Origin of the sequence: Enterobacter sp. R-1.6.2 (assembly GCF_035064085.1) — a bacterium.
In the GTDB taxonomy this organism is placed as follows: Bacteria; Pseudomonadota; Gammaproteobacteria; order Enterobacterales; family Enterobacteriaceae; genus Enterobacter; species Enterobacter asburiae_B.
The window spans coordinates 169897-177019 of sequence record NZ_JASEYI010000009.1 but is presented as its reverse complement, the minus strand read 5'-3'; the positions used below and the strand labels follow the sequence as shown (position 1 = coordinate 177019).

7 protein-coding genes and 2 pseudogenes are annotated in these 7123 nt (G+C 34.1%); 4 read left to right on the top strand and 5 right to left on the bottom strand.

The annotated features are described in order from the left end of the window. The 4 genes and pseudogenes from QMN93_RS12200 to QMN93_RS12185 form a co-directional block, all read left to right on the top strand. A pseudogene (locus tag QMN93_RS12200) lies at positions 1–369 on the top strand (relaxase); the annotation flags it as partial. A 223-nt stretch (positions 370–592) separates the two neighbouring features. Further along, entirely contained in the window at positions 593–865 is a 273-nt protein-coding gene (locus tag QMN93_RS12195) for a hypothetical protein (RefSeq protein ID WP_000787429.1), read from the top strand. 41 nt (positions 866–906) lie between these two features. Next, the gene (locus QMN93_RS12190) at positions 907–1293 is read left to right on the top strand and encodes a hypothetical protein (RefSeq protein ID WP_080176811.1); all 387 of its coding nucleotides are present in this window, start codon (positions 907–909) and stop codon (positions 1291–1293) included. A gap of 19 nt (positions 1294–1312) precedes the next feature. Next, entirely contained in the window at positions 1313–1627 is a 315-nt protein-coding gene (locus QMN93_RS12185; protein ID WP_088168981.1) for a cell wall-binding protein, read from the top strand. 50 nt (positions 1628–1677) lie between these two features. Here QMN93_RS12185 and QMN93_RS12180 read toward each other — a convergent pair whose 3' ends face one another. The 5 genes and pseudogenes from QMN93_RS12180 to QMN93_RS12160 all read right to left on the bottom strand — a co-directional run bounded on the left by QMN93_RS12180 (position 1678) and on the right by QMN93_RS12160 (position 6972). Next, on the bottom strand, positions 1678–2103 hold the full coding sequence (locus QMN93_RS12180; RefSeq protein ID WP_000360018.1) for a hypothetical protein: 426 nt from the start codon (positions 2101–2103) through the stop codon (positions 1678–1680). A 96-nt stretch (positions 2104–2199) separates the two neighbouring features. Continuing rightward, a complete protein-coding gene (locus QMN93_RS12175) occupies positions 2200–2586 on the bottom strand; it encodes a hypothetical protein (protein WP_001062150.1) in 387 nt (128 codons plus the stop codon). A 14-nt stretch (positions 2587–2600) separates the two neighbouring features. Continuing rightward, positions 2601–4476, bottom strand: a pseudogene (locus QMN93_RS12170) (DNA-binding protein). Continuing rightward, positions 4473–5777, bottom strand: coding sequence for a tyrosine-type recombinase/integrase (locus QMN93_RS12165; protein WP_193139834.1), 1305 nt, complete (start codon positions 5775–5777; stop codon positions 4473–4475). Before QMN93_RS12165 ends, QMN93_RS12170 begins: the two are co-directional and overlap by 4 nt. Then, a complete protein-coding gene (locus tag QMN93_RS12160) occupies positions 5770–6972 on the bottom strand; it encodes a site-specific integrase (protein ID WP_008322898.1) in 1203 nt (400 codons plus the stop codon). The genes QMN93_RS12165 and QMN93_RS12160 overlap by 8 nt, the downstream gene beginning before the upstream one ends. Positions 6973–7123 lie beyond the last annotated feature (151 nt).

Genomic DNA, 7123 nt, shown 5'->3' with positions numbered 1-7123 from the left:
CCTGCTCCTGCTCCTGCTCCTGCTCCTGCTCCTGCTCCTGCTCCTGCTCCTGCTCCTGCTCCTGCTCCTGCTCCTGCAAAGGATGTTGCAACAACGGATATTCCAAGGAAAAGCATAAGTGAAAAAATTGCTGAACTCGAACTGCGACTCAGAGAAGACAGAAGAAAAGAAATAGTAGAAAAGATTCTTCAAAAAAACGCAGTACAACAGCAAAAGCATCTCAGGCTTATCGGCTGGCTTCCATTTCTTAGAAGGCTTGCAGAGCTTCTCCGAAGCTATGGTAAGAGCATTCTTCACAAGCCCCTCCCTGGATTCTCAAAACTCTCTGCAACCCGACTTCTACATAAAGAAAGGAAAATTCATTTATAGACAACAGCTTACCGCTTATCCCTGACAGCAATATCGTTTGGGCAGTGGTTAATTTAGGATAAGTCAACAATAAATTGATCGTTATTACAGATCGATAAACTAGTTATGATAGTTTTTACCTATCACGATTCAAACATCGATCGGTACAAGTGATTTTACTTTAACCAGCCAGCCATCGAGAATCCCTACAAACACGCAGTAAATCTTCCACCCTGGGGTTGCTATGAAAAACGAAACAATAAAGTGCCCGTTCTGCTTTACACAAAGTCCTCACGGTGTGCGGATTTGTAAAGGCTGCCATGCAAAGATCGCTTACGGTGAAAGCCCGCTCAGTGTGGCATTCCTGTTTCAATTCGTTGCATTTGGTCTCGCGTGGTTAGCATTTTCGTGGACTGGCAGCACTCTTGTATCAGTCATTACGTTTTTCGTAAGCATCATTATTCTTATCTATAAAATTAAAAAAACGTATGCAGACAGAGTTGTTTTTATACGGTGAAATTAATTTCACACAACCGCAAACCTAAAATGAGAAAGTAAATGAACCGATTTATAAAGTCATCTTTTTTTATTATTGTCTTCCTGCTTTCTGGCTGTTCAACATCAGGGAACCAGAACCTTAAAAACGAAACACCTCAAAGCCTCCAATCAAAGATCATTAAAAACAAAACAACCAAGACGGAATTACTCACTAAATTAGGTGAGCCTGATACAAGAACCACACTCGATGACGGAAATGAGCAGTGGAGATACTTTATGTATAACAATCAGTTCAATGCAACAACTTTCATTCCAGTTGTAGGGCTGTTTACTGGCGGTTCGCAGACTCAGTCTAAAACTCTTGAAATAGATTTTAAAGGCGAAATTGTCAGCAAATGGACGTTCTCCACTGACAATAACAACACCAAAACTGGCATTCTTAATTAATTGTTTTTTGGATAAGAAAATGAAAATATACTCAATTATCACAGTTATCATTACCACCTTCCTTCTAACCGCATGTAACAATGAACCATCGCAAGACGATATATACAATGTTTTCAAAAGTGTTGTAGATAGAACAAATACAAGTATGAAAGCTCTTGATTCAAGAGTTACAGAAAAAGATCTTTTAAGAATCGATTACGTGAAGAAAGTTAGTTGCACAGAAGAAGCAAACAATGTTTATAACTGCATTGTCGATGTCTCTATTAGTAATATGAAACAAACAAAACCAGTAAAACTAATCAAATCTGATGGTGTCTGGAAAGAAGTTCAGTAGTAGCCTATATCAAGAAGTCTTTTAGCCCCTGCTTAGGGGCTTTTTATTGCCTATAACCTGACGGTTCTTACGCGAACTTCATGGGTTAACTCTTTCTCAATTACTTTCATTTCATATTGTGCTCTGACAGTAGCATAGATTTCCTCTGCTTTTTCTTGATTGTTATCTATGTAATTAACAAGCGAGTTTAGTTCCCTAATAACTCCTTCTTTGTTATTTAATCGTTGTAGAAGATTGCTTGTCAGACTTTTGTATACCGAGCTAAACATAGTCATTATGTTATCAATATTACGATTGGATTTGGAATAAATCCTTTTAGGGTAAAAATATTTTAAATGGTATCCCACAAAAATTAAGTAAAGTTGATATGAGAAACTTTTATCTCCGGGCTGGTACCGTTTTGAGATATATTTATCAATTATAATGATAAGTTGCTCTTCCAGAGTAAACTCTGAATTGATGATGTTTTTGTCCATAAAATGCATCCTTGCATAATTGAAATAGTCATCCTGACCATATATTTATATTTATCGTATTTATTTAACTTGTCAATAGGTGTAACCTATCAACTATTATTTTTTATTAAATGGTCTATTCAATTGTTCCATAGTGAGACCATGTCTATAAGCATTATACTGCCAATAGCTAAACTGCTCTTTGTATCTATTGTTCTGTTTTTTTAACATTTCATTTTCGGCTTTAAGATTTATTATTTGTTGTGCCGCAATCGTTAAGTTAGCTGGCTTTTTAAGGCCAGATTTTTTCAAATTAGACAAATTTTTCTTTGTTCTATATGCTTCAACAACTTCATCATGAGCACTTAGAGATTGCCTTGTGATAGTTCTGTTTAGATTCTTATAAACTGATTCACATAAATCGCTCCATGTGATTTTACCGTCCCAAGTCAGTATAATGTGTTTAATTGCCTTTATTTCACTCCTGTTTAAATGTTTTGCCATATGCATCTCCTGTTTCAATTATTCAATAGTTTATTAATTCTTTCCAAATTTTTTTTGTGGTGTTGCAACCATTTGTCTGCACCATAATCACCATTTTCATAAGCGATCTGAGTTATTCTCTTTAATTGCATTACTTTCTCTCGGACAGATTGCAGTCTAATTCTATCTACTGAGTTAATGTCCGGTGTTTCATTATCACATTCAATAAGATGATTAATTTTTGCACAAGGCTTGATTAAATAGTTATGTACACAGTAACCAAATTCAGTTAAGTGTATTGCACCTTGATTAAGGTTATCAAAATCAATTGTCAATTCATTTGTGGGTATTGACTCCCTTTGACAGTAATTACTCCTATTCAATTTAATAGCTTTGATTTTATCTAACATATCTTCTTCCGACACATGGTTATAAACTCTGTTCTGATTCGCATTGATACGACCAGACCATTTAGCTATATCCAGTTCAGACATTTCACCATAATGGGCTATTGTGTTTAAAAGGTGCCGTGGCTGGTGTGAGCGAATAAGTAGTGGTTTACCTTCATCATCATAATATCCATATCGGGAAAATATATTTTTATAATTCATCTCATAGCTTTTTTTTTCTTTGTATGTCACTGAAAAAGAAACTTTTAGTAGGTTTGTAAAATGTGAAAATTGAAGTCATTCTTGATAAAGAAAATTGATCAGTATTGAGCAAGCATAAAGCATTACTAAATTTTATGGATTTTTCTTTATCATACCATGGAAAATCTCTGCTAAAATTAGAACTAATAATTTCCCACAAATTACTCAATGAATTGTTGTAATCATTGTGGTTTAAGAAACTTTTCCCACCATCCAAACTCGTTCTTTTAATTTTTAAAACACATGATTTATGATCAAATAAATTATACCCCAGTGCATGGCAAACTTGTACAACGGTCAATTTAGCTTTTTCATCAACTGTTGGGCAAAGCTCATGTCGGTAAAATTTATCCGGGTACTTTTCGCACCAGTGAGCAAGTGCTCTTGCATTTTGTGATAAGGAAAGTAATCTTCTAATCGCTTTCTTTGCAACTGGTATCATAACCCGTGGAATCCATTTGATATTAGGGCCATACCCTTTTACCGAATAAAATCTCAAACCATATCTTTCGATACCCTTGCCATCTATTTGTGTAATCTCACAATCAGCAGGTAAGGCTAAAATTTCAGAAATTCTGCTCGGACAACAAAGTAGAAGTGCAAATACTGAACTGGTGAACATATCCCTTGGACTCAGTAACTCATCATTTTGAGAAAAAATATCAGCAATAGCGAGCAATGCTTCTTCATCTGGTAACTTATCGCTTCGGTGATAATCCTCAATCTCAGGAAGATAATTGTTTTTGACTTTCTGTTTTACATGGTTTTTCCATGAGATATATCCTGACTTCACAAGATTATGTTCACACAGAAACTTTGATATTTTTTCAAGCTGTATTCCACATTTAGCCAAAACGTTACCTTCAAAATATTTACTCCCGATCTGCATTGCCTCATCGAAAACAACGGCTGTAACATTATAAATGAGACCAGTTTTCTGAACCTGCAAAAGGGCCTGTTCGAGACATCGCAAGGCCATCATAATAACCCCATAATTTTTTAATGGTTTCAATGTGTGTTGATATCTGATATATGCTTTCGCAAAATTGATATAATCTTCGTGCATTGCATCAATGGAATCAAAGATTTTATTTCCAATCCCTATTTTTCTAAATGTGACATATCCTTTCCAGGCATACTGCTCCCAATCCTGAGTTTGGGTTAGTCCGGGCAGTTGATAGCGACAAAATTTTATGAACTCATTATAATTTTCTTCTACAAGAATATGTTTTTTTGATTTGAACAAAATAATATTATTCATAGTTGATTCACCTCACTGCGATCAATCGGAATAAAAAACATACATTGATTGCAAGGAAATCCTGAATTCTGACTCTGGCATCTACTTGAAGAAAAAAATTTGAAATGACTAATCTTTTTCGATTTGATTCCGTTCATAAAAATATCAGCGACAAATGACAATTGTTCTGAAACAGCGGAATCAATCCTTTCAACACTGTCAGCATGATTTTTAATATAAATCCCCGCACTTGAAGTAGATGAATGATCCAATAATTCAGCTATAGTATTAACATTATGCCCATTCTTAGCCAGCATAGTTGCTATTGTATAACGAAGCCTACGAGGAGTAATATTTAGTATCGAACCGGTACGGTTGGATATTACATTCCCATTATTAACAATACTTTTCAATGCTACATTAGCAATTGTAGGCTTCGCATATAATTTATTATATTCCAGAAGAATTGAACCTGTTATGGATAAATCTGAGAGTTTTTCCTCATTTAAGAAAATAGGAACTTCTCGTTTAGAATAATCATCAAGAGTTTTTCCAAGAGCTTGCTCAACAAGTTTCACTGATTGATTAGCTTGCAATTGAACAATTGATGCAACCTCTGATATTATTGCAAGTTCTCGATATCGTAGTTCTTTACCCCGTTGTTTTACTCGTGGCACTGAAATTACATATTCTACTTTGCCATTATCTAAGTTCTTTTGAAGAAGGTCTTTATATTTCAACATAACTAACTGCTGAGGTCTTCTACCTGTAAGACTGATCAATAGTGATATTGCATAATGTGGCAGTGACAGTTCACCTTTTCTATATGCATGATTCATAGCCTTAATCAAAGAAGTATGTTCTTCTTTATTTAATGGTCCCTCTGTTGGATCATCTTGAAGCACAGACTGACCAGATTTTTTTATTTTTAGGTCCAAATGCTTTAACAGTTCTACCGCACTTTCATCTATTCCCGGATATCCTAACTCAAACCATTTAATCAAAAATGGTCGTAAAACGCGAAATGATGCTGAGGCTTTTGATAATTTCTTATTTTGATATTCAATTAGAACCTTATCATCAATATGAGTAGGAGATAGTTTACGGATAAGACTCTCCATATTTCTAACAATATTTTTCACATACAAATAGCTGTTGCTATTAAAATAATATTGTACTGTATATACAAACCCACAAACCAAATTTTCGTTCATAGCATATATTAAGTTTGTAAGATTGATTCCGTTATTTTCAATCGAACTGACGATTTTATGTTCATGCAAAGACATTTTATCAGATTTATTTTTAATTAAATTATTCATCAAATTCTCCTTTGAATAGTTGCTCTTGTTGTTCAAGTGCAGTTTTTTTCGATAGCTCATAAATATGCCTGCGATTATAAATCATTGAAGTTTCTGAACCCGGTCGCCATCCCATGAGATAAGAACGGATTTGTTGCTCTTTTTCATCGGATATGTCCTGATTCTTGTCTATTGCTTTCGAAAACTCATAATTCCATGTATGTCTGAGTTTGTGACCTGTCAATCCCCCTAGAAGTGAGGAGGATTGACGAACAACACTCACCACTTTGTGATATGAAGAAAATGAAATAGGTTGCCCTTGAGTTTTTCCTTCCTTATAAGTAATAAACAGGAAATCATGTTTGTTAGAATTTTTTATGTTTCTTCGATCATTCAGAATATAATCTGAAATTTCAAACATGAGCTTTTTATCAGCAATTAATTTCCTCTCACAAGTTTTAACTAAAGGCTGATACACTCGCGGATCTGTTTTATCATTTGCTCTTCTTCTTATTGCAATTGTCGATTCTGCAAAATCTATATCACCAATTCGCAGATTCAAAAGTTCACCTGCTCTCAGGCCAAAGCAGTGTAATAGCAGGAATATTAGATTGTTTCTTTTTTGCACTTTTTCTGAAAAAGGATTTAATTTGCTACCCGGTGCAAGAATGCTAAACAAAGAATCCAATTGTTCATTATTTAAACTTTTTTCTATATCCATATTATATTTATCATTATTTCTCGGTTTCTTTCGTTTTATGTTGTTTATGAAATCTAAAATATATTTGAGAGTATCCTTCTGTCCTGTATGAGAAAGATGTATTTTGCACAGCCATTCCAGATAGTTAGCTATGGTTGTTATCCGAAAGTACTTAGTTGGTTTTTTGACATTTGAACTTCTAAAATTATCATTCTCGCCATCTCGAAAATTGAATGAAGTGAATTCGATCAAATCTTCAATTTCATGAGGAGCCAGAAATATCCTTTTCTGAATTCTTTCATCAATATTGATATTTTTTCTCATAAAGAATCGATATAACAATGAAATGCTCCCAGCGATAACCTTCATTGTTGATATAGACTCTGACCGATTCCTGACTTGTGTTGTTATATACAAGTTTGGATAATACAATGGCTCACCAGTATCTTTATTTACAACATGACAATATCTCTCACCATTTTCGAACATAAAAGAATCCACACAAATACTGCACATATTTTCCTCCTAAACTTTACAAAAAGTATAATTCCAATATATTAATAATAAGCATTTCGTAGATTTACAAATTTATTTGGATCGATTAAGATATTTATTTAAATTAAAACAGTGAGATAGACGATTATTCTTGTCAAATTATCATCTGGTA

Excerpts from the sequence above, each read along its gene's own strand:
- QMN93_RS12185 (WP_088168981.1), top strand. The coding sequence starts at position 1,313 with ATGAAAATATACTCAATTATCACAGTTATCATTACCACCTTCCTTCTA.
- QMN93_RS12190 (WP_080176811.1), top strand. The coding sequence starts at position 907 with ATGAACCGATTTATAAAGTCATCTTTTTTTATTATTGTCTTCCTGCTT.
- QMN93_RS12160 (WP_008322898.1), bottom strand. The coding sequence starts at position 6,972 with ATGTGCAGTATTTGTGTGGATTCTTTTATGTTCGAAAATGGTGAGAGA.
- QMN93_RS12180 (WP_000360018.1), bottom strand. The coding sequence starts at position 2,103 with ATGGACAAAAACATCATCAATTCAGAGTTTACTCTGGAAGAGCAACTT.
- QMN93_RS12165 (WP_193139834.1), bottom strand. The coding sequence starts at position 5,777 with ATGAATAATTTAATTAAAAATAAATCTGATAAAATGTCTTTGCATGAA.
- QMN93_RS12175 (WP_001062150.1), bottom strand. The coding sequence starts at position 2,586 with ATGGCAAAACATTTAAACAGGAGTGAAATAAAGGCAATTAAACACATT.
- QMN93_RS12195 (WP_000787429.1), top strand. The coding sequence starts at position 593 with ATGAAAAACGAAACAATAAAGTGCCCGTTCTGCTTTACACAAAGTCCT.